Here is a 20764-nt window from a genome sequence, read left to right on the forward strand (position 1 = left end):
GCACCCCGGATGCCCGAAGCCCCCCAGACGCCGGAAGGCCCCCAGGCACCGGAAGGCCCCCAGACGCCCGAGGCGCCCGGGAGCCCCGGGGCGGCGGCGGAGGACGCGCAGCGCTCCGAGCGCCGGGAGCGGATGTCGCTCGTGCGCTGGTGCCTGTACCCGCTGCTCGGCGGCCTGGTGCTGGGCACCGTCTGGGTCGTCGCGGCGCCCGGCGGGCTCTTCTACGGCGCCGGGACGGACTACGAGACCTGGGACGAGCGGGACCTCCTGTTCGGCGCGCTGGGGCTCGCCGCGGGACTGGCGGTGACGGTGGCCCTCGCGGTGGGACGCCGCCGGAGCGGCCTGCCGAATCGGGGCCTGGCCGCCCTCGCGGGGAGCACGCTCGGCACGCTCGCCGCCTTGGGGACCGGCGTGGGCCTCGGACACGTGCTCGGGGCCCGCGGAGTCAGCCCCTCGGTCGCGGAGTCGGCCTTCGGGCTGCAGGCCCTCAGCGCGCTCGCGGTCTGGCCAGCCGTCGTCGCCCTCGCCGTGCTCGCCTTCACCACGCTGTGGTGGATCCCGCCCAGCGAGTGACCGGCACGCGGGGCGCAGGGGCGCCCCCGGTAGACTAGGGCGGTGACTTCCGCCGCCCCCACCCCCGCCTCGCCCGCCTTCCGCACCATCGACCTGCGGGGACACGCCCTCGGTCCCGCGGAGCTCCGGGCCGCGGTGCCGCGCCTCACGGCGGGAGACGGCACCGGCGTGGAGCAGGCGGTGCGCGGCATCATCGCCGACGTGCGGGCCCGCGGGTTCGCGGCGCTCTCCGAGCTCGCGGCGAAGTTCGACGGGGTCGAGCAGCGCCACCCGCGGGTGCCCGCCGAGGCCATCTCCGCCGCGCTCGACACGCTCGATCCCGCCGTCCGCGCCGCCCTCGAGGAGTCGATCGCGCGCGCCAGGGCGTTCGCGGCCGCGCAGGTCCCCGCCGACGTCACCGTGCACCCGGCCGACGGCGCCTCGGTCACCCAGCGGTGGGTGCCCGTGCGCCGCGTGGGCCTCTACGTCCCCGGCGGCCTCGCCGTCTACCCCTCGAGCGTGGTCATGAACGTGGTGCCGGCCCAGGCGGCCGGCGTCGGCTCGATCGCGCTCGCCTCCCCGCCGCAGAAGGAGAACGGGGGCCTGCCCCACCCCACGATCCTCGCCGCCGCGGCCCTCCTCGGCATCGACGAGGTCTACGCGATCGGCGGGGCGCAGGCCATCGTCTCCTTCGCCTACGGCATCCCCGCGGGGACGGAAGGCGAGCACGACGGCCGCGGCGCGCTTCCCGCGATCGAGCCGGCCGACGTCGTCACCGGCCCCGGGAACATCTTCGTCGCCACGGCGAAGCGGCTGGTCAAGGGCGTGGTGGGGATCGACGCCGAGGCCGGCCCCACCGAGATCGCGGTCCTCGCCGACGCCGGCGCGCGCCCGGAGCTCGTGGCCGCGGACCTCATCAGCCAGGCGGAACACGATCCCCGCGCGGGCAGCGTCCTCGTCACGGACTCCCCACAGCTCGCGGAGCGCGTCCGCGAGCAGCTCGCGGTCCTCGCCGAGCGCACCAAGCACCGCGACCGCGTCGTCGAGGCGCTCTCCGGTGAGCAGTCCGGCGTCGTGCTCGTCGACGACCTTGCGGCCGGCATCGCTGTGTGCGACGCGTACGCCGCCGAGCACCTCGAGATCATGACGGCGGACGCGCCCGCCGTCGCCGCCCGGATCCGCAATGCCGGGGCGGTGTTCGTGGGCGACTACAGCCCGGTGAGCCTGGGCGACTACTGCGCCGGCTCCAACCATGTCCTTCCGACGTCCGGCACCGCCGCCTTCTCCTCCGGCCTGAACGTCACGACGTTCCTGCGGGCCATCCAGGTGGTGGACTACTCCGAGGCGGCCCTCAGGGGCGTCTCGGCGCACATCCGCAGCCTCTCCGACGCCGAGGACCTCCCCGCCCACGGGGACGCCGTCGATGCGAGGTTCGCCGGCGCCTGAGCCCCTACACGTAGTGTCCCGGACACTACATGTTGTGGTCTTCCCTTGTGGCGCGGGGCCCGCGGTCAGTAGGATGGACTGCGTGTACTGCCCGTTCTGCCGCAACCCCGATTCCCGCGTCGTCGACAGCCGTCTCCAGGACGACGGCTCGGCCATCCGGCGCCGCCGGCAGTGCCCCGAGTGCGGCCGGCGGTTCACCACGCTCGAGACCACGAGCCTGACCGTCCTCAAGCGCTCCGGCGCCGGCGAGCCGTTCAGCCGCTCCAAGGTCATCAACGGCGTCCGCAAGGCGTGCCAGGGCCGCCCCGTGACGGACGACGACCTCGCCCTCCTCGCCCAGGAGGTCGAGGAGACGATCCGCGCGGCGGGCTCCGCCGAGATCCGGGCGCACGAGATCGGCCTGGCGATCCTCGGCCCGCTCAAGCGGCTCGACCAGGTCGCCTACCTGCGCTTCGCGAGCGTCTACCAGGACTTCGAGTCGCTCGCCGACTTCGAGGCCGCGATCAGCGTCCTCCGCTCCGAGCGGGAGGGCACGCCGGAGTCGGCCGCGAGCTGACGGCCGGCCGCCCGGCGGCGACCACGGCGAGGGGCCCCGGACACGCTGTCCGGGGCCCCTCGCCGTCGTCCGCCGAAGCGGGACCTGCCTACTTCGCGAGCTTGTGGTGGATCGCCACCTGGAGTGCCGCGCCCACAATGCCGGCCTCGTTCTTGAGCTTGGCGGGGATGATCGGCGTGCGCAGCTTCAGCAGCGGCAGGTACTCGTCCGCGCGCTTGGAGATGCCGCCGCCCACGATGAACAGCTCGGGCGAGAAGAGGAACTCGACGTGCTCGAAGTAGCGCTGGAGCCGCACGGAGTAGTCCTCCCAGCTGAGCCCGTCCCGCTCGCGCGCGACGGCCGAGGCCCTCGTCTCCGCGTCGTGGCCGTCGATCTCGAGGTGGCCGAGCTCCGCGTTGGGGACGAGGCGCCCGTCGAACACGAACGCGGACCCGATGCCCGTGCCGAGGGTGATGACGAGCACCGTCCCGTCCACGCCCTTGCCCGCGCCGAAGCGCACCTCAGCGAGCCCTGCGGCGTCCGCGTCGTTGACGACCTCGACGGGCCGGCCGAGCTTGTCGGTGAAGGCCTTGTCCACCTCGAAGTCGATCCACGACTTGTCCACGTTCGCGGCGGAGCGGGCCACGCCGTGCTGGATGATCGCGGGGAAGGCGACTCCCACCGGGCTGTCGGCGTCGGGCGCGCCCTCCCGGGCGCCGAGCTCGTCGACCATCTGCGCGACGACCGCGGCGATGGCCTCCGGCGTGGAGGGCTGCGGGGTGTCGACGCGGATGCGGTCCCCGACGAGCTTGCCCTTGGCCAGGTCGACGATGCCCCCCTTGATCCCCGTGCCGCCGATGTCGATACCGATCGCGGTTGCCCGGGACTTCTTCTTCTTCTCGCTCTTTGCCATGCGCGGCCTGCCTCTCGCGGGTCGTGTGGGGGAGGGGTGGTTCAGGGAACCGTGAGGACCTCGGCGCCGGAATCGGTGACGACGAGGGTGTGCTCGAACTGGGCGGTGCGCTTCCGGTCGCGGGTGACGACGGTCCAGTCGTCCTCCCACATGTCCCACTCGATGCCGCCGAGCGTCAGCATCGGCTCGATCGTGAACACCATCCCCGGCTCCATGATGGTGCCGTAGGCGGGGGCGGCGTCGTAGTGCGGGATGATGAGCCCGGAGTGGAAGGCCTCGCCCACGCCGTGGCCGGTGAAGTCCCGGACCACTCCGTAGCCGAAGCGCTTCGCATAGGCGCTGATGGCCCTGCCGATCACGTTGATCTCGCGGCCGGGGGCGACGGCCTTGATGCCTCGGCGGAGGGACTCCTGCGTCCGCTCCACGAGCAGCCTCGACTCCTGGTCCACGTCCCCGACGAGGAACGTGAAGTTCGTGTCCCCGTGGACGCCGTCCTTGAAGGCGGTGATGTCAATGTTGATGATGTCCCCGTCGACCAGGACGGTCGAATCCGGGATCCCGTGGCAGATGACCTCGTTGACCGAGGTGCACAGCGACTTGGGGAAGCCCCGGTAGCCGAGCGTCGACGGGTAGGCGCCGTGGTCGATGAGGAACTCGTGGCCCACCCGGTCGAGCTCGTCCGTCGTCACCCCGGGGCGGATGTGCGTGCCGACCTCCACGATGGCCTGCGCGGCGATCCGTCCTGCGGCCCGGACCTTCTCGATCTGCTCGGCCGTGAGCACGTTCGAGCCGGTGTACTTCTCGGGTGCCTCCTTCCACGCGTACTCCGGCCGCGGGATCGAGGCCGGGACGGGCCGGACCGGGCTCAGCGTGCCGCGCACAAGCGTGCCCAGAGGTGCCGCGGAAGGGGTAGAAGGCATAGGGTGAGTGTACTAGTCGAGCGCATCGTGGGGCTTCATCGACGGAGGCCCGGGAAGGGCCGGGAAATGGTCGAGTACTGGTACAACGTCCGCACGCACGAGGTCGAGGAAGACGCCCAGAGCGACTGGACGCAGCTGATCGGGCCCTACAAGACGCGCGCGGAGGCGGAGAAGGCCCTCGAGAAGGTCAAGGAGCGCAATCGCGCGTGGGATCCCTCGGACGCCGACGGCGACGGCTGGAGCGACAGGGACTGAGCGTCAGAAGGAGTGCTCGGGGCCCGGGAAGGACCCCGAACGCACGTCCTCGCGGTACGCGCGTGCCGCCTCCAGCAGGGTGCCCCGCAGGTCCGCGTACTGCTTGACGAACTTGGCGATGCGGGTGCCTGGGCCGCCGCGGAGACCGGCCATGTCCTGCCACACGAGGACCTGCCCCGTCGTGGCGCTGCCGGCTCCGATCCCGATGGTCGGGACGGTGACGGCGGCGTCGACCGCGGCCGCGGCGTCCGCCGGCACCATCTCCATGAGCACGCAGAAGGCCCCGGCCGCCTCGAGTGCCCGGGCGTCCTCGATGAGGCGGGCGGCGGCGTCGCCCCTGCCCTGGACCCGGTAGCCGCCGAGCGCGTGCTCGCTCTGGGGCGTGAAGCCGATGTGCGCCATGACCGGGATCCCCGCCTGGACCATGGCCCGCACCGTGTCCGCGTAGTAGGCGCCGCCCTCGAGCTTCACCGCATGCGCGAGCCCCTCCTTGAGGAAGCGGACCCCCGTCGCGACCGCCTGGGCGGGGGAGGCCTCGTAGCTCCCGAAGGGGACGTCGGCGACGACGAGGGCGTGCGGGGCGGAGACGGCGACGGCGCGCGCGAGCGGGATCAGCTCGTCCACGGTGACCGGCAGGGACGTCTCGTAGCCGTAGACGTTGTTCGCCGCGGAGTCGCCCACGAGCAGGACCTCGATGCCGGCCTCATCGAAGATGCGGGCCGTGTACTGGTCGTAGGCCGTGAGCATCGCGAAGCGCTCGCCGCGCTCCTTGGCCTGCGCCAGATGGTGGATGCGCGTCCGTCCCGTCCGGGGCGCTGGGGCCGACCCGCTCCCGTAGGGCGCCGGCAGCTCGTCGTGACGCGGTGCGTCGGAACTCATGGGGGCCATAGGCATGAGACTAGTCGATGCTTCAGTAGAGTGGAGGAAGCGTTGCAGGGCCCAACCGGTAAGGATGCGAAGATCCCATGAACCGTCAGCAGGAGTTCGTCCTCCGGACCATCGAGGAGCGCGACGTCCGATTCGTCCGCCTCTGGTTCACCGACGTCGTCGGGTCACTCAAGTCGGTGGCCCTCGCGCCCGCCGAGGTCGAAGGCGCCTTCGAGGAGGGCCTGGGCTTCGACGGCTCCTCGATCGAGGGGCTCGCGCGGGTCTCCGAGTCGGACATGCTGCTCCAGCCGGACCCGTCGACGTTCCAGATCCTCCCGTGGCGCGGCGAGACCGAGCCGACGTCGCGCATGTTCTGCGACATCCTCACCCCCGACGGCGAGCCGTCGCCGGCGGATCCCCGCAACGTGCTCAAGCGGACGCTCGCGCGGGCCGCCGAGATGGGCTTCACCTGCTACACCCACCCCGAGATCGAGTTCTACCTGCTCGAGTCCGACCGGCTCGGCCCGGACGGCGCCCCCATTCCCGTGGACCAGGGCGGCTACTTCGACCACGTGCCCGGTGGCGTGGCCCAGGACTTCCGCCGCACCGTGGTGAACATGCTCGAATCGGTGGGGATCTCGGTCGAGTTCTCGCACCACGAGAACGGCCCGGGGCAGAACGAGATCGACCTGCGGTACGCGGACGCGCTCCAGACCGCGGACAACATCATGACGTTCCGCACGGTCGTGAAGGAGGTCGCGCTCCAGCAGAACAGCTACGCGACCTTCATGCCCAAGCCGTTCTCGGCACACCCCGGCTCGGGCATGCACACGCACTTCTCGCTCTTCGAGGGCGACAGCAACGCGTTCCACGAGCCGGGCGCCGAATTCCAGCTCTCCAAGACGGCCCGCCACTTCATCGCGGGCATCCTGCGGCATGCGAGCGAGTTCACCGCGGTGACGAACCAGTTCGTGAACTCCTACAAGCGGCTCTGGGCGGGGGAGAGGCACCCAGCTACCTCAGCTGGGGGCACAACAACCGCTCGGCCCTCGTGCGGGTGCCGCTGTACAAGCCGGGGAAGGCCCAGAGCGGCCGCATCGAGTACCGCGGCATCGACTCGGCCACGAACCCCTACCTCTCCTACGCCGTGCTGCTCGGCGCGGGCCTCAAGGGCATCGAGGAGGAGTACGAGCTCCCGCCCGCCGCCGAGGACGACATCTCGGCCCTGACGACGGCCGAGCGCCGCGCGCTGGGCCACTCGCCCCTGCCGGCGAGCCTCCACGACGCCGTCAATGCGATGGAGGACTCCGAGCTCATGGCCGAGATCCTCGGAGAACAGGTCTTCGAGTACTTCCTGCGCAACAAGAGGCAGGACTGGAACGAGTACCGCCTCGAGGTGACCCCCTACGAGCTGCACCGCAACCTCGGCATCCTCTAGGCGCGCACCGTGGCCCCGTCCCTGACGCGCCGCCTCATCGCGCTGGGGTCCGCCGACCCCGAGCGCGCCGAGCGCTTCCTCGCGGCCCGCGAGCTGGAGGGGATCGACCCCGGCGCGGTGCTCGAGGGGCTGGCGCTGGCCGCGGACCCGGATGCCGCGCTCGTGGCCCTCGTCCGCCTGATCGAGCGCCGCCCGGAGGTGCGCCGCCTCGTGGAGGACGGTCCGGTCCGCAGCGAGCCCCTCTTCCGCCTGCTCGGCGCCTCTGAGGCGCTCGGGGAATTCCTCATCCGGCACCCCGAGCACCTCGATGTGCTCGAGCGGCCGCTCTCGGCGGAGCCCTCCGGGGCCGATCCCGGTGAACTCCGCGCGGCCATGCTGGCCTCCGTGGGCGCGGACCCGCGCTCCGGCCGCCCCGTCGCCGGGACCACCGGGCCGGAGGCCTATGCGGCCCTGCGGATCGCCTACCGGCGCCATCTGTGCGAGCTGGCCCTGCGGGACCTCGGCGCGGCGTCCCCGACCGACTTCATGCCCACAGCCGCCGCCGAGCTCTCCGACCTGGCCGGTGCCGCGCTCGAGGCGGGCCTGGCGGTGGCCCGGGCCGAGGCCGAGGCGAGCTTCGGCCGCGAGGACGTCGCCGCCGTCGCCCTCGCGGTGATCGGGATGGGCAAGTGCGGGGCGCGCGAGCTCAACTACATCTCCGACGTCGACGTCATCTACGTCATCGAGGCCGACGGCGCCGGCGGGGACGGGGGCCCCGACGGCGCCCGGGCCGCCAGGATCGGCACCGCGCTGGCCACCGGCATGGTCAAGGCCGTCTGGTCCTCAGGCCGCGAGCCGGCACTGTGGCAGGTGGACGCGAACCTCAGGCCCGAGGGCCGCGACGGGCCGCTCGTGCGGACGCTCGACTCGCACCTCGCCTACTACGCCCGATGGGCGGAGAGCTGGGAGTTCCAGGCCCTCCTCAAGGCACGCCGCATCGCGGGGGACGCCGGCCTCGGCGCCCGCTACGAGGCCGCCGTGGCCCCGCTCGTGTGGTCCTCCGCCGAACGCGACGGATTCGTCGAGTCCGTCCAGGCAATGCGCCGGCGCGTGACGGAGAACATCCCGCCGTCCGAGGCGGACCGGCAGATCAAGCTCGGCGCGGGCGGCCTGCGCGACGTCGAGTTCACGGTCCAGCTGCTCCAGCTCGTGCACGGGCGCACGGACGAGTCGCTCCGCGTCCGCGACACCACCTCGGCCATCGCGGCGCTCGCCGCGGGCGGCTACATCGGGCGCAGCGCGGCGACCGAGTTCGACTCCTCCTACCGCTACCTGCGCCTGCTCGAGCACCGCCTCCAGCTGGCCAAGCTGCGCCGCACGCACCTCATGCCCGTGTCCGAGGACGCCCTGCGCGCGCTCGCCCGCTCCACCCAGGGCGTGCTCGACCTCGGCCGCGCCTCCCCGGAGCAGCTCCTGGAGACGTGGCACCGCACCAAGCGCAGCGTCCGCGAGCTCCACGAGCGGATCTTCTACCGCCCCCTGCTGAACACCGTGGCCCACATGAGCGCGGAGGAGGCACGCCTGACGCCGGAGGCGGCCCAGGCGCGCCTGGCAGCCCTGGGCTACCGCGACCCGCAGGGCGCCATGCGGCACATCGAGGCGCTCACGGCAGGCGTGAGCCGCCGGGCCGCCCTGCAGCGGCAGCTGCTCCCCGTCCTGCTCGGCTGGATCGCCGAGGGCGTCGACCCCGACGGCGGCCTGCTCGCCTTCCGCCGCGTCAGCGAGGCGCTGGGCACCACCCACTGGTACCTGGGCCTCCTGCGCGACTCGGCGGCCGCCGCGGAGCGGCTCTCCCACGTCCTGGCCGACTCCCGGCTCATCGCCGACCTGCTCGAGGTCTCGCCCGAGTCCGTCAAGTGGCTCGGCGACGATTCCGACCTCGAACCGCTTCCCCTCGAGGCGCAGTGGCAGGAGATCCAGTCCAAGATCTCCCGGCACGCCGAACCGGCCGCCGCCATGCGGCTCGTGCGGCTCATCCGGCGCCGCGAGATCCTGCGCGTGGCCCTCGCGGACCGCGCCGGGATCCTCGACACCGAGGCGGTGGGCCACGCCCTCTCCGACGCGGACCAGGCGGCGGTGCTCGGCGCGCTGCGGGTCGCCGAGGGGGCGGCGGAGGCGGCCGACGGCGGGCTGCTCACCCGGGTGCTCGTCGTCGCCATGGGGCGCCAGGGCGGCCGCGAGATCGGCTACGGCTCCGACGCGGACGTCATGTACGTCCACCGGCCCGTCCCCGGCGCGGACCCCGACGCCGCGCAGCGCCAGGCGCTCGCCATCGTCGGAAGCGTCTCGGCCCTGCTGACCCAGCCGCTCAAGCCGCCGGTCCTCGCCGAGCGCATGCTCGCCCTGGACGCCGACCTCAGGCCCGAGGGGAAGAACGGCCCCCTCGTGCGCTCGCTCGACTCGTTCGCCGAGTACTACCGCCGCTGGGCCCTCGTCTGGGAGGCGCAGGCCCTCTTGCGGGCCCGCCCGCTCGCGGGCGATGACGCCCTGGCCGCCGACTTCATGGAGCTCGCCGACTCGGTGCGCTACCCCGAGCAGCTCTCGGCCGCCGATGTCCGCGAGATCAGGCGCATCAAGGCACGGGTCGAGGCGGAGAGGCTTCCCCGCGGCGCCGACCCGTCCCGGCACGTCAAGCTGGGGCGCGGGGGCCTCAGCGACGTCGAGTGGCTCGTGCAGCTGCTCCAGCTCCAGCACGCGCGCCGCCACCCGCAGCTGCGCACCACGGGCACGATGGAGGCGCTCACGGCTGCCTCGGACCTCGGCCTGATCCCGCCGGGGGAGGCCGAGCTCCTCGCGGAGGCCTGGCGGCTGGCCAGCCGGGTCCGCAGCGCGAACGTCGCCTGGAGCGGGCGTGCCTCGGATCTGCTGCCGACGTCGCGCCGGGACCTCGAGGCGGTGGCCCGATGGTGCGGGTACCCTCCCGGGCAGGCCACCGCGCTCGAGCAGCACTACCTCAACGTCACGCGCCGGGCCCGGCAGGTCTTCGAGCGGCGGTTCTACGCCCCCGAACACTGACCGCGGCCCGCGCGTGCCGGGCACCGAGGAAAGGAAGAGATGATGCACACTCTCGTCGACATCGCCGCCGCCGCAGCCGAGGAGCTCGAACGGGCCCGCACGAGCCCGCACGGGCGCAGCGCCCGCGCCCTGCTCCATGACGGGGCACTGCGGCACACCCTCCTGGCCATCCTGGACGGGCAGGTCCTCGGTGACCACGCCAAGCCCGCGGCGGCCACGCTCCACGTCCTCTCCGGCACCTTCGTGGTGCACTCCGGAGAGGCCGAACTGCGCCTCGGCCCAGGCCAGCTCGCCGTCCTGCCCGGCCCTCGGCACGACGTGACCGCGGAGGGCGACGCCGCCGGCATCCTCACCACCGTCGCGGGCTGACGCCCCGGAGGTCGGACCGGCGTCTGAGCCGGCGGCGGAACGGACGACGGCGCCCCCCGCCTGCCGCTGGCTACCAGCGGGAGGCGAGGGGCGCCGTCGTGCGCGGGAAGGCCCGCGAAGGGGCGATCAGACGCCGTAGTAGAGCTCGAACTCGTAGGGGTTCGGGCGCAGCGACAGCGGGGCGATCTCCTTCTCGCGCTTGTACGCGATCCAGGTGTCGATGAGGTCCTGGGTGAAGACCCCGCCTGCCTGGAGGAACTCGTTGTCCGCCTCGAGGGCCTCGAGGGCCTCCTCGAGCGAGCCCGGCGCCTTGGGGATGTCGCGGGCCTCCTCGACGGGGAGCTCGTAGAGGTCCTTGTCGATCGGGGCGGGCGGCTCGATCCGGTTGCGGATGCCGTCGATGCCCGCCATGAGCTGGGCCGCGAACGCGAGGTACGGGTTGGAGGAGGGATCCGGGGCGCGGAACTCGATGCGCTTGGCCTTCGGGTTCGAGCCCGTGATCGGGATGCGGATCCCGGCGGAGCGGTTGCCCTGCGAGTACACCATGTTGACCGGGGCCTCGAAGCCCTTCACGAGGCGCTTGTAGGAGTTCACGGTGGGGTTCGTGAAGGCCAGGACCGCGGAGGCGTGCTTGAGCAGGCCGCCGATGTACCAGCGGGCAAGGTCGGAGAGGTTGGCGTAGCCCTTCTCGTCGTAGAAGAGCGGCTCGCCGCCGTTCCACAGCGACTGGTGGCAGTGCATGCCCGAGCCGTTGTCGCCGAAGATCGGCTTCGGCATGAACGTGACCGACTTGCCCCACTCGAGCGCCGTGTTCTTGATGATGTACTTGAACTTCTGCAGGTCGTCGGCCGCGCGGACGAGGGTGTTGAAGCGGTAGTTGATCTCCGCCTGGCCTGCGGCGCCGACCTCGTGGTGCGAGCGCTCGACCTCGAGGCCGGCCGCGTCGAGGGCGAGGCACATGGCGTCGCGCAGGTCGGCCTGGTGGTCCACCGGCGCAACGGGGAAGTAGCCGCCCTTGAACGGGGTCTTGTTGCCGAGGTTGCCGCCCTCTTCCTCGCGGCCGTTGTTCCACGGCGCCTCGATCGAGTCGACCTTGTAGAAGGAGCCCTGCGGCGAGGACTCGAACTGGACGTTGTCGAAGACGTAGAACTCGGCCTCGGGCGCGAAGAACGCGGTGTCCGCGATGCCCGTCGAGGCGAGGTAGGCCTCGGCGCGCTCGGCCACGCCGCGCGGGTCGCGGTGGTAGGGCTCGCCGGTGCGGGGGTTGACGATCGAGAAGCTCAGGGCCAGGGTCTTCTCGACGCGGAACGGGTCCACGAAGGCGGTGGTCACGTCGGGGATGAGCTGCATGTCCGATTCGGCGATGCCCTGGAAGCCGCGGATCGAGGAGCCGTCGAAGAGCTGGCCGTTCTCGAAGAAGTCGGCGTCGACCGTCTTGGCCGGGATGTTGAAGTGCTGCTGGACGCCGGGCAGGTCGGTGAAGCGGATATCGACGAACTTGACGTCTTCGTCCTTGATGAATGCGAGGACTTCGTCCGCAGACTTGAACATCTGTACTCCTTTGGCAGGGTGGGGGCAGTCGGGCCGGCGCGGTCGGGGCACGCAGTCACTGCGCGTCCGCCGTGCGCCTCGTACGCAACTGGCACCCACAGTACGAACGGGGGATTTCCCGTCCGTGTCGGTATTGTTTCGGCGAGGTTACAGGGCCTTGTCCCGTGTAAACGCTAGCCGCAGCGGCGGCGCCGGGCCAGACCCCGCGCCGACGGGCCCCGGGCGGGGCACCCGTGCACCAGCCTAGAATGGACGGGTGATCGACCGCAGAGACCTCGGATCCTGGATCAGCGGGCCCCAGCTCGCCGAGGGCGACTTCCCCGGACGCCGCCTCGGAATGCCCCGCACCGGGCCGGGCTCGGTGGGACGTACCGGCCGGCGGGTGCTCGGACTGTGCATCGACTGGGCCGCCTCGTACGCCATTGCGGCCGCGTTCCTGGGCGGAAGCCAGCTCACCATCCTCGCCGTCTTCGCCGTGGAGCAGGTGCTCCTCGTCGGCCTGGTGGGCCACGGGCTCGGCCACCGCCTGGCCGGCCTGACGGTCCGCCGGCTCGATGGGGGCCCGGTCGGCGTCCCGCGCGCGGCCCTGCGCACCCTCCTGCTGTGCCTGGTGATCCCGGCCGTGGTCTTCGACCCCGACCAGCGCGGCGTGCATGACAAGGCGGCAGGGACCGTCGTCGTCCGCCTCTGACCCGCCCCGCCGGCGCAAGCCCGAACGGGTGCGACCGGCGCGGACAGCGCGAAGGCCCCGGCAGTGCTGCCGGGGCCTTCGCCGTGCTGCGGTGCGGCTCAGCGGCCGCGCATCGCGCGCCGGTCAGGGCGCATACGGGTGGGATCGATCCCCTTGGGGATGGGCAGGCGCGCGCCGAGCGAGGCGATGCGCTTGCTCACGGCAGCCACTTCGGTCTTGGTCAGCTGCGGCTTGAGCTTGTTCATCTTCCCGGCCACGTTGCGCAGCGGAGTCTGGCCCTCCTCGCGCCCGGTCTCGATGACGTGCACCGGCACGTTCGGGAGGATGCGGGCCAGGCGCTTGCGCTCGCCGTCGACGAGCACGCGGACGCGCGCACTCGGCCCCTCGGAGACGAGGACCACGCCCGGGCGACCGATGGCGCGGAACACCACGTCCTGGGTGCGGGGGTTCACGGCGACGGGCTGCTCCTCGACGATCCAGCCGCGGCGGAGGGAGTTCAGCGCCGCGCCCGCGGCACCGGGCTGGCCCTCGATCTGGGCGTAGGCGGCGCGCTCGGCCCGGCGGCTGAGGATGAACACGGCGCCGAGGACGCCGAGGAGGATGCCGATGATGAGACCGGTGATCCAGTTGTCGAGCAGGAACCCGATGAGCAGGCCCACGGCCGTCACCCCGAGGAACACGAGCAGCATGAGCCACACGGCGTTCGGGTCGGCCTTCCGTGTCATCTGGAAGACCTGGAGGAACTGCTGGAAGCCATTGGGCTTCTTCGCCTTCTTCGGAGATCCTCCCTGAGGGGACTTGTCCGAGGGCGTGCTGGAGGTGTCGGTGCGCTTCGCCATAGTGCCTCAATTCTAAGTCACGGCACGCCGGGATGACCGCGCGCGGTTCGCCCACCGGACTTCGGGCGTGGGGACGCCGCGGGGCGCCCACTGCAGTGAGTGGACGCCCCGGGCGCTGCGGCGATCAGCCCTGCCGGGCTGCGAGGAGGGTGGCGGCCTCCTGCCGGGTGGTGCCGGAGGACTCGATGTGGGCCAGGGCGGGAGGGATCTCACGCCCCTTCTTGCGCATGGCGGTGGCCCAGAGGCGGCCGGCGCGGTAGGAGGAGCGCACGAGGGGCCCGCTCATGACGCCGAGGAAGCCGATCTCCTCGGCCTCCTGGGACAGCTCGACGAACTCCTCGGGCTTGACCCAGCGCTCCACGGGGTGGTGGCGCTCGGAGGGGCGCAGGTACTGGGTGATGGTGATCAGGTCGCAGCCGGCCTGGTGCAGGTCGGCCAGGGCCTGGGAGATCTCCTGGCGGGTCTCGCCCATGCCCAGGATCAGGTTGGACTTGGTGACCATGCCGTGGTCGCGGCCCTGGGTGAGCACGTCCAGGGAGCGCTCGTAGCGGAAAGCGGGCCGGATGGCCTTGAACAGGCGCGGGACGGTCTCGACGTTGTGCGCGAAGACCTCCGGGGCGGCCTCGCAGATCGCGCCGATGTGCTCGGGCTTGCCGGAGAAGTCCGGGATGAGGATCTCCACCCCGGTGCCGGGGTTGAGCTCGTGGACCTTGCGGATGGTCTCGGCGTAGAGCCAGGTGCCCTCGTCCTCGAGGTCGTCGCGGGCCACGCCGGTCACGGTCGCGTAGCGCAGGCCCATGGACTGGACCGAGCGGGCGACCTTGGTCGGCTCGAAGCGGTCCAGCGGGGAGGGCCTGCCGGTGTCGATCTGGCAGAAGTCGCAGCGGCGGGTGCACTCGGAGCCGCCGATGAGGAAGGTGGCCTCCTTGTCCTCCCAGCACTCGAAGATGTTCGGGCAGCCGGCCTCCTCGCACACGGTGTGGAGGCCCTCCTTCTTCACCTGCTTCTTCAGCTGGACGAACTCCGGGCCCATCTGGACCTTGGCCTTGATCCAGTCCGGCTTGCGCTCGACCGGCACGGCCGCGTTGCGCTGCTCGATCCGCAGCATCCGCCGGCCCTCGGGGGCGATCGTCATGCCAGGACTCCTTCCGTGGTCGCGGCATCGAGGGCGACGAACTCGCCGGCGCGGCGGGAGAGCTCCTCGGTGATCCGGTCGACGATGTCCAGCGGGCCGACCTCGCGGCCGCACTCGGCCGAGATGGTGGTGGTGCCCGCGTCCGTGATGCCGCACGCGATGATCTGGGCGTACGGGTCGAGGCTGTTGCTGCAGTTGATCGCGAAACCGTGGCCCGTGACGCCGTCGTGCACACTGATGCCGATGGCGGCGATCTTGCGGTCGCCGCCGCGCTCGTCCGCACGCACCCACACGCCCGAGCGGCCGTCCACGTGCTCGGCCTTGATGCCGTATTCCGAGATGACGGTGATCATCACGTCCTCGAGCAGTTCCACGTAGGCGCGGATGCCGCGAGGCTCCGCGAGCCTCACGATGGGGTAGCCCACGAGCTGGCCGGGGCCGTGCCACGTGAGCTTCCCGCCGCGGTCGACCGGCACGACGGGGGTGCCGTCGAGCGGCCGCTCATGGTCCTCGGTGCGCTTCCCGGCCGTGTAGACCGGGGCGTGCTCGAGGAGGAGGACGGTGCTGGGGGCGGTACCCGCCGCCACGTCCTCGTGGAGCTTGCGCTGGGCGGCCAGGCCGTCGGTGTAGTCGACGTAGTCCGGCGCGAACCCCAGCCGGGTGAACGCAAGAGTCATGGAGACCAGCTTAGCCCTCGGGGGCGCCCCGGCGCCGGGCACTGTGACGAGGCTCGCACCGGCCTGTGGATAACTTCTGAGGCGCTCGTCCGATCTGCGGTAGACATGAGGCCATGGACGCACCCAGCCCCTCCGGGGCGGACCTCCCGTCCGCCGCCGACGCAGCGACGGCACCGTCCGCCGCCGAGCAGCCGCCGGCCCTGCCCGGCTACGAGGCCGTGCGGGCGATCGGCCGCGGCGCCTCCGGCACCGTCTGGCTCGTCCGCGAGGCCGGCACCGGGCGCCTGTTCGCGGCGAAGCTCGTCATCCCCTCAGTGGCCCTGCGCGCCGACGAGGTCCTCGCGCGGGCGCAGAGGGAGGCGCGGATCTCCCGGGCGCGGCCCCACGACCACGTCCTCGGCATCCACCGGGCCCTCGCCGCCGGCGGGGCGGAGGGCGGCGCGGTCGCGCTGCTGAGCGAGTACGCCGCCGGCGGCTCCCTGGGCCACCTCGTGCGCGTGCGGGGGCGCCTGCCGGTGGGGGAGTGCATCACCGTCGTCGTCCCCGTGGCCCGGGCGCTGGCCGCGCTCCATGCGGACGGTACCGCGCACAGCGACGTCTCGCCCGGGAACGTCCTCTTCACGGCCGAGGGCAGGCCGATGCTGGCGGACTTCGGGCTCAGCCGGATGGTCGGCGACGCGGGCGCCGGCCCGGGCGGCACGGCTGGCTTCGCTGCCCCGTCCGTGGCCCGGACTGAGGCAGACGGCGTCGGGGCGGAGGACGGACCCGGGGCGGCCTCGGTCCCGTTCGCCGCCGCGGCGGACGTCTTCGCCCTCGGGGCCCTCGCCTGGTACACCCTCACGGGCGAGCCGCCGGTCCCGACGGATCAGCGCCCGCCCCTGTCCCTGATCGTCGGCGACGTCCCGGCCGAGCTCGCGGCCGCGATCGAGGCCGCGCTGCGCGACGACCCGCGGCAGCGCCCCTCGGCCGAGGAACTCGCCCGCTCGGTGATGCGCAGCGCCCGGGCAGCGCCGGTCGACCTTGCTCCCGCCGTCGACTCCGCGGTGCTCCCCGAACTGCTCACCCGGCGCCAGGAGCCGCCGGCCCGGCGCCCGGTCCTGGGCCTCACTTCCCGCCGCCCTCCGCGGCCGCGGTCCTGGCGCTCCCGCGGATCCCACGCCGCGCCTGCCCGCAGCCGGCCCGGGCGGCCGCCCCGCGTGCCCCGGAGTCTGCCCGCGGGGTGGCGCCCTCGCGGGGCCACTGCACGGTGGGCTGCCGCCGGGCTTGTCGTCGCGGCCCTCGCCGCGGCCTGGTGGAGCGTCCCCCAGACATCGCAGACTCCGGGCCCGCCGATGGCCGACGCGGGCGGGGCTGCCGCGGAGGAGGGATGGGACTCCCTGCCCGAGCAGCTGCGGCGCGGCGCGGCCGCCGCCGACCCGGTGCAGGCCGTCCAGGCCCTCTCGGACATCCGGGCGCGGGCCATCGCCGGCCGCGACCGCGGCATGCTCTCCGCCGTCAACGCCGCCGGCTCCGAGGCGGCCGCAGCAGACCGGGACCTCCTCGACCGGCTCCTCGCCGACGGCCAGCGGCTCGAGGGCTTCAGCGCACGCGTCCTCGAAGCGTCGCTCGATCCCGGCGGCGGGGACCCGGCCGCAGGCTCCCGCACCGCCGTCGTGCGGGTCCGCGTGGTCACCACCGGGTACACCGTCAAGGACCGGGCCGGGGCGACGGTGGGGGAGCGGCCCACCGGGCGGGACGAAGAGCTGAAGGTGCTCGTGCAGCGGGAGGGCCAGCAGTGGAAGGTCGCGCGCATCGGCCCTGACTGATGCGGCGTGCGTCACACTCCCCGGCACCGGTGTGGCCGGCCCGGAAGGGGCCGCGGCCGGTGAATATGATCGGAGGATGACTGGCTCCAGCTACTTCCGCTATCCCCACGTGCACGGGGACCTCGTGGCGTTCGTCGCCGAGGACGACGTCTGGCTCGCCCCCGTCGCCGGAGGACGCGCCTGGCGTCTCTCCTCGCTCGGGCTGCCCGCACGCAACCCCCGCTTCGCCCCCGATGGGAGCAAGGTCGTGTGGACGGTCGTGCAGGGCAGCGCCCCCGAGGTCGTCTCGGCCGAGGTCGACGGCGGCGGCTTCCGGCAGCTGAGCTGGTTCGGCCACGCCACCACCAGGGTCAGGGGCTTCGAGCCCGGCGGCCGGGTCATCGTCACGAGCGCCCACAACCAGCCCGATTCGCGCCACACCCACGCCTACACGATGCCGCTCGACGGCGGCTGGCTCGAGGAGCTCCCCTACGGGCCCGTCGACTCGGTCGCGTTCGGCCCGCGGGTCGGCGACGACCGTCCCGTCGTCGTCGGGAGCGTCCTGACACGCGAGCCCGCCCACTGGAAGCGGTACCGCGGCGGGGCGGCCGGAAAGCTCTGGATCGATCCCGACGGCGGCGGGGAGTTCCGCCGCCTCCTCGCCGACCTCGACGGCAACCTCGCGGATCCGCTGTGGGTGGGGGAGCGCATCGCGTTCGTCTCCGACCACGAGGGCGTGGGCAACCTGTACTCGGTCGACCGGGCGGGCGCCGACCTGCGCCGGCACACCGACTCCGACCGCTTCTACGTCCGCCACGCGAGCACCGACGGACGCAGGATCGTCTTCGACAGCGCCGGCGAGCTGTGGATCCTCGACTCGCTCGACGCCGAGCCGCGACGGCTGGAGATCGCCCTCGCCTCGGCCTCGACCTCCCGCCGGAGCCGCCCGCTCGCCGTCGGGCGCCACCTCGGCGAGGTCGTGCCGGCCCCCGACGGGCGCGCCAGCGTCGTCGAGTCCCACGGCACGGTCCACTGGCTCACGCACCGCGACGGCCCCTCGCACGTCGTCGAGGCCACCCCAGGGGTGCGCGCTCGGCTCGCCCGCCCGCTGGGATCCGGCGCCGTCGTGTTCGTCGCTGACCACGAGGGCGAGGAGGGGCTGTTCGTCCGGCGCCTCGGAGGACTGGGCACGGCGGCAGCACCCGCCGAGGGCGGCGCCGCGCTCGTCGAGGACGCCGGCAGCGCCGGCGAGGGCGCCGACGCCCAGGCCTCCTCCGACGGCCTGCCGCGGCCGGTCTCCGCGCTCGCGGGGACGCCGACGGCCGCACCGGCCTCCGGCGCTCCCGCAGGTCCCCGGGCGCCGCGCTCCTACGCCGTCCCGGCCCAGCGCACGGCCTCGGCCGCGGCGGAGGACGGCGACACCCTGCCGCGCCTGGCCCGCATCCCCCTGCCCTCCGCGCACCGGCCGGTCGAAGTGGTGCCCAGCCCCGACGCGAAGTTCATCGCGGTCGGCACGGCGTTCGGCGATGTCCACCTCGTCGATGTCGCCCACGGCACAGCCACGACGCTCAGCAGCGTGGGGGAGGGCACGGTCGAGCAGCTGGCCTGGAGCCCCGACTCCCGGTGGCTCGCCTGGATCGAGCCCGTCACCGCGTTCGGATCGCGGTCCAAGGTCCGCCTCGCCGAGCGTGCGACCGGCCGCGTGGCCGACGTCACCGACGGCCGCTTCCAGGACGCGTCGCCGGCGTTCACGCCGGACGGGAAGTACCTCGCGTTCCTCTCCGGACGCAGCTTCGACCCGGTCTACGACGGCCACTCGTTCGACCTGTCGTTCCCGAGCCCGATCAAGCCGTACATCGTCCCCCTGTCGGCGGCCACGGCGAGCCCGTTCGGTCCCCGCGTGGCGGACTTCGCGGACAGCGCCCGCGCCGGTGCGGACGACGGCGCCGCCCCGCCGTCGTCCGAGGGTTCGCCCTCGGCGCCCGCCGAGGTCCGCGTCGACCTCGACGGCATCCGCCACCGCGTCACCGCGCTCCCGGTGCGGCAGGGCAACTACTCGCACCTCGCGGCGGCGAAGGACTCCCTGCTGTGGCTCTCCCGCGACCTCACGGGCGCCACCGGCGAGGGCAGGGCCAAGCCCGAGGACAAGGACGCTCCGCCGACGCTGCAGCGCTTCGACCTCCTCACCGGGAACGAGAGCACGCTCGTGGGGGCGCTGGAGTCGTACCGGCTCAGCGGCGACGGCACGAGGATCGTGTACGTGCGGGACCGGACCGTCCACAGCGTGCCGAGCGACAAGCCGGCCGAGGACGGCCACGCCGAGCACGTCACCGTGGACCTCGAGCGCATCCGGGTGCGGCTCGAGCCCGGTGCTGTCTGGTCCCAGGCGTTCGAGGAGGCCTGGCGGCTCCAGCGCGACTTCTTCTGGACCCCGGACATGGCCGGAGCGGACTGGGACGAGGTCCGGGACCGCTACCGCCCGATCGTGGACAGGCTCGGCTCGCACGACGACCTCGTCGACCTCATCTGGGAGCTCCACGGCGAGCTCGGCACCTCGCACGCGTACGTCACGCCCCCGGCGGTCAGCGAGCAGGGGCCGGGGGACAGGGGCGGCTCGGGGCGGAGTTCGACTTCGACGGCGGCTGGGTGGTCCGCCGCGTCCTCGCCAACGAGTCCTCCGACCCGCTCGCCGCCTCCCCCCTCGCCGCGCCCGGCGCGGGCGTCCGCCCCGGCGACCGCCTGCTCGAGGTCGACGGCGTCCGGCTCGGACCCGACTTCGGGCCGGCGACCGCGCTGGCCGGCGCGGCCGGCAAGGTCGTCGAGCTGACGATGCTCAACGGTGCGGCCCACGGCGACGCCTCGGGCCGCACCCGGCGGATCGCCGTCGTGCCCCTCCGCGACGAGGAGCGGCTGCGGTACCAGGACTGGGTCCAGGCGAACCGGCGGCTCGTCCGCGAGGCCTCCGAGGGCCGCTTCGGGTACCTCCACGTGCCGGACATGGGGGCGCGCGGCTGGGCGCAGCTGCACCGCGACCTCGACACCGAGACGGGGCTGGACGCCCTCGTGGTCGACGTGCGCCGCAACCGCGGCGGCCACACCTCCCAGCTCGTGGCCGAGCTGATCGGCCGGCGCGTGACCGGCTGGAGCGTCCCGCGCGGGGAGCAGCCCCGGACGTACCCGCGGCACGCGCCGCGGGGCCCGGTGGTGATCCTCGCGGACGAGTTCGCCGGCTCAGACGGCGACATCATCACGGCCGTGGGCAAGCTGCGCGGCATCGGTCCCGTGGTCGGGACGAGGACCTGGGGCGGGGTGATCGGCATCGACAACCGGTTCAAGCTCGCCGACGGGACGGCCGTGACCCAGCCGCGCTACGCGACCTGGTTCGAGGGCGGCATCGGATGGGGCGTCGAGAACTTCGGCGTCGAGCCGGACATCGAGGTCGCCTACCCGCCGCACGCGTACGCGGCCGGGATCGACCCCCAGCTCGAACACGGCATCGGCGTGCTCAAGGAGATGCTGGTCGAGATCCCCACCCAGCGGCCCCCGGCCCGGGAAGGCTACCGCTCGGTGCGCCCCGCGCCGCTGCCCCTGCGCCCGCAGGACCGCGAGGCGGCGTCGGTGCCGGCCTACCAGGGCTGAGCCGCCCGGATCCGGCGCGGACGCAGGAAGGGCCCCTCCCCGTGCGGGGAGGGGCCCTTTTGCAGTCCGGGGCGCGGGGCACTCCGCGTCCAGGACCAG

15 protein-coding genes and 2 pseudogenes are annotated in these 20764 nt (G+C 73.2%); 10 read left to right on the forward strand and 7 right to left on the reverse strand.

What is annotated here, in order from left to right:
• Positions 1-9 precede the first annotated feature (9 nt).
• The 3 genes from SA2016_RS09015 to nrdR all read left to right on the forward strand — a co-directional run bounded on the left by SA2016_RS09015 (position 10) and on the right by nrdR (position 2554).
• Complete coding sequence (locus SA2016_RS09015; protein WP_066497439.1) at positions 10-573, forward strand: hypothetical protein; 564 nt, start codon at positions 10-12, stop codon at positions 571-573.
• A 42-nt stretch (positions 574-615) separates the two neighbouring features.
• Complete coding sequence (gene hisD, locus SA2016_RS09020) at positions 616-1998, forward strand: histidinol dehydrogenase (RefSeq protein WP_066497444.1); 1383 nt, start codon at positions 616-618, stop codon at positions 1996-1998.
• Between the two features lie 82 nt (positions 1999-2080).
• On the forward strand, positions 2081-2554 hold the full coding sequence (gene nrdR, locus SA2016_RS09025) for a transcriptional regulator NrdR (RefSeq protein ID WP_066497446.1): 474 nt from the start codon (positions 2081-2083) through the stop codon (positions 2552-2554).
• A gap of 88 nt (positions 2555-2642) precedes the next feature.
• Here nrdR and ppgK read toward each other — a convergent pair whose 3' ends face one another.
• Positions 2643-3446 carry a polyphosphate--glucose phosphotransferase gene (gene ppgK / locus SA2016_RS09030; RefSeq protein WP_066497447.1) on the reverse strand — a complete coding sequence of 268 codons (804 nt, stop codon included), beginning with the start codon at positions 3444-3446 and terminating at the stop codon, positions 2643-2645.
• Between the two features lie 41 nt (positions 3447-3487).
• Entirely contained in the window at positions 3488-4366 is an 879-nt protein-coding gene (gene map / locus SA2016_RS09035) for a type I methionyl aminopeptidase (RefSeq protein ID WP_066497449.1), read from the reverse strand.
• Positions 4367-4432: 66 nt separating this feature from the next.
• On the opposite strand from map, the gene SA2016_RS09040 reads away from it, so the two are divergent.
• Positions 4433-4621, forward strand: coding sequence for an SPOR domain-containing protein (locus SA2016_RS09040; protein WP_066497450.1), 189 nt, complete (start codon positions 4433-4435; stop codon positions 4619-4621).
• Between the two features lie 3 nt (positions 4622-4624).
• Here the strand turns inward: SA2016_RS09040 and panB are convergent, their stop codons facing one another.
• Positions 4625-5509, reverse strand: a complete 885-nt coding sequence (gene panB / locus SA2016_RS09045) for a 3-methyl-2-oxobutanoate hydroxymethyltransferase (protein ID WP_066497451.1) — start codon at positions 5507-5509, stop codon at positions 4625-4627.
• 77 nt (positions 5510-5586) lie between these two features.
• On the opposite strand from panB, the pseudogene glnA (SA2016_RS09050) reads away from it, so the two are divergent.
• The 3 genes and pseudogenes from glnA (SA2016_RS09050) (at position 5587) to SA2016_RS09060 (ending at position 10349) form a co-directional block, all read left to right on the forward strand.
• Positions 5587-6926, forward strand: a pseudogene (gene glnA / locus SA2016_RS09050) (type I glutamate--ammonia ligase).
• 9 nt (positions 6927-6935) lie between these two features.
• Positions 6936-9980 (forward strand): bifunctional [glutamine synthetase] adenylyltransferase/[glutamine synthetase]-adenylyl-L-tyrosine phosphorylase, encoded by a 3045-nt coding sequence (locus tag SA2016_RS09055; protein ID WP_066497453.1) that lies wholly within the window; start codon positions 6936-6938, stop codon positions 9978-9980.
• A gap of 39 nt (positions 9981-10019) precedes the next feature.
• Entirely contained in the window at positions 10020-10349 is a 330-nt protein-coding gene (locus SA2016_RS09060; RefSeq protein WP_084249427.1) for a cupin domain-containing protein, read from the forward strand.
• A gap of 126 nt (positions 10350-10475) precedes the next feature.
• Here SA2016_RS09060 and glnA (SA2016_RS09065) read toward each other — a convergent pair whose 3' ends face one another.
• Positions 10476-11900, reverse strand: coding sequence for a type I glutamate--ammonia ligase (gene glnA / locus SA2016_RS09065; RefSeq protein WP_066497455.1), 1425 nt, complete (start codon positions 11898-11900; stop codon positions 10476-10478).
• A 256-nt stretch (positions 11901-12156) separates the two neighbouring features.
• On the opposite strand from glnA (SA2016_RS09065), the gene SA2016_RS09070 reads away from it, so the two are divergent.
• A complete protein-coding gene (locus tag SA2016_RS09070) occupies positions 12157-12591 on the forward strand; it encodes an RDD family protein (RefSeq protein WP_066497456.1) in 435 nt (144 codons plus the stop codon).
• 98 nt (positions 12592-12689) lie between these two features.
• Here SA2016_RS09070 and SA2016_RS09075 read toward each other — a convergent pair whose 3' ends face one another.
• The 3 genes from SA2016_RS09075 to lipB all read right to left on the reverse strand — a co-directional run bounded on the left by SA2016_RS09075 (position 12690) and on the right by lipB (position 15242).
• Positions 12690-13430, reverse strand: coding sequence for a DUF4191 domain-containing protein (locus tag SA2016_RS09075; protein WP_066497457.1), 741 nt, complete (start codon positions 13428-13430; stop codon positions 12690-12692).
• Between the two features lie 124 nt (positions 13431-13554).
• Positions 13555-14565, reverse strand: coding sequence for a lipoyl synthase (gene lipA / locus SA2016_RS09080; protein ID WP_066497458.1), 1011 nt, complete (start codon positions 14563-14565; stop codon positions 13555-13557).
• Positions 14562-15242 carry a lipoyl(octanoyl) transferase LipB gene (gene lipB, locus SA2016_RS09085; protein ID WP_066497459.1) on the reverse strand — a complete coding sequence of 227 codons (681 nt, stop codon included), beginning with the start codon at positions 15240-15242 and terminating at the stop codon, positions 14562-14564. The genes lipA and lipB overlap by 4 nt, the downstream gene beginning before the upstream one ends.
• 113 nt (positions 15243-15355) lie before the next feature.
• Here lipB and SA2016_RS09090 point away from each other — a divergent pair, with 113 nt between their 5' ends.
• Both SA2016_RS09090 and SA2016_RS09095 read left to right on the forward strand, forming a co-directional pair.
• Positions 15356-17047, forward strand: a complete 1692-nt coding sequence (locus tag SA2016_RS09090) for a protein kinase domain-containing protein (RefSeq protein WP_066497461.1) — start codon at positions 15356-15358, stop codon at positions 17045-17047.
• A gap of 76 nt (positions 17048-17123) precedes the next feature.
• Positions 17124-20665 (forward strand): annotated as a pseudogene (locus tag SA2016_RS09095) (S41 family peptidase).
• The last annotated feature ends 99 nt before the right edge of the window (positions 20666-20764 follow it).

The sequence above is a fragment of the Sinomonas atrocyanea genome (assembly GCF_001577305.1).
Lineage (GTDB): Bacteria > Actinomycetota > Actinomycetes > Actinomycetales > Micrococcaceae > Sinomonas > Sinomonas atrocyanea.

Excerpts from the sequence above, each read along its gene's own strand:
- SA2016_RS09015 (WP_066497439.1), top strand. The coding sequence starts at position 10 with ATGCCCGAAGCCCCCCAGACGCCGGAAGGCCCCCAGGCACCGGAAGGC.
- ppgK (WP_066497447.1), bottom strand. The coding sequence starts at position 3,446 with ATGGCAAAGAGCGAGAAGAAGAAGAAGTCCCGGGCAACCGCGATCGGT.
- map (WP_066497449.1), bottom strand. The coding sequence starts at position 4,366 with ATGCCTTCTACCCCTTCCGCGGCACCTCTGGGCACGCTTGTGCGCGGC.
- SA2016_RS09040 (WP_066497450.1), top strand. The coding sequence starts at position 4,433 with ATGGTCGAGTACTGGTACAACGTCCGCACGCACGAGGTCGAGGAAGAC.
- panB (WP_066497451.1), bottom strand. The coding sequence starts at position 5,509 with ATGGCCCCCATGAGTTCCGACGCACCGCGTCACGACGAGCTGCCGGCG.
- SA2016_RS09060 (WP_084249427.1), top strand. The coding sequence starts at position 10,020 with ATGATGCACACTCTCGTCGACATCGCCGCCGCCGCAGCCGAGGAGCTC.
- glnA (WP_066497455.1), bottom strand. The coding sequence starts at position 11,900 with ATGTTCAAGTCTGCGGACGAAGTCCTCGCATTCATCAAGGACGAAGAC.
- SA2016_RS09075 (WP_066497457.1), bottom strand. The coding sequence starts at position 13,430 with ATGGCGAAGCGCACCGACACCTCCAGCACGCCCTCGGACAAGTCCCCT.
- lipA (WP_066497458.1), bottom strand. The coding sequence starts at position 14,565 with ATGACGATCGCCCCCGAGGGCCGGCGGATGCTGCGGATCGAGCAGCGC.
- lipB (WP_066497459.1), bottom strand. The coding sequence starts at position 15,242 with ATGACTCTTGCGTTCACCCGGCTGGGGTTCGCGCCGGACTACGTCGAC.
- SA2016_RS09090 (WP_066497461.1), top strand. The coding sequence starts at position 15,356 with ATGGACGCACCCAGCCCCTCCGGGGCGGACCTCCCGTCCGCCGCCGAC.